The following is a 386-nucleotide window of genomic DNA, read 5'->3' as shown; positions in this document are numbered from 1 at the left end:
ATATTATAGAAACCATTAAATTACATAGTACAGAAAATAACCTATCTATTAGAGTGTAGTTATTAGAGTTTAGAGTGTAGAGTTAAAAAAAACTAAACTCTAAACTCTAATAACTAAACTCTAACAAGGAACGAGCTCCAGAAAGGAGGTGTTCCAGCCGCACCTTCCGGTACGGCTACCTTGTTACGACTTAGCCCCAGTTACCAATTTTACCCTAGGACGCCCCTTGCGGTTACGCACTTCAGGTACCCTCGGCTTCCATGGCTTGACGGGCGGTGTGTACAAGGCCCGGGAACGGATTCACCGCGCCATGGCTGATGCGCGATTACTAGCGAATCCAGCTTCGCGGAGTCGGGTTGCAGACTCCGGTCCGAACTGGGAGAGGG

General features: G+C 47.9%; 1 rRNA gene. It reads right to left on the bottom strand.

Annotation, left to right across the window (positions count from 1 at the left end):
• Positions 1 to 141: 141 nt before the first annotated feature.
• Positions 142 to 386: ribosomal RNA gene (locus ASC50_RS05410) — 16S ribosomal RNA — on the bottom strand; the annotation flags it as partial.

This window comes from Candidatus Symbiothrix dinenymphae, from assembly GCF_001431085.1.
Note: the sequence above shows the minus strand (reverse complement) of the source record. Positions and strands in the feature narration are given on the sequence as shown.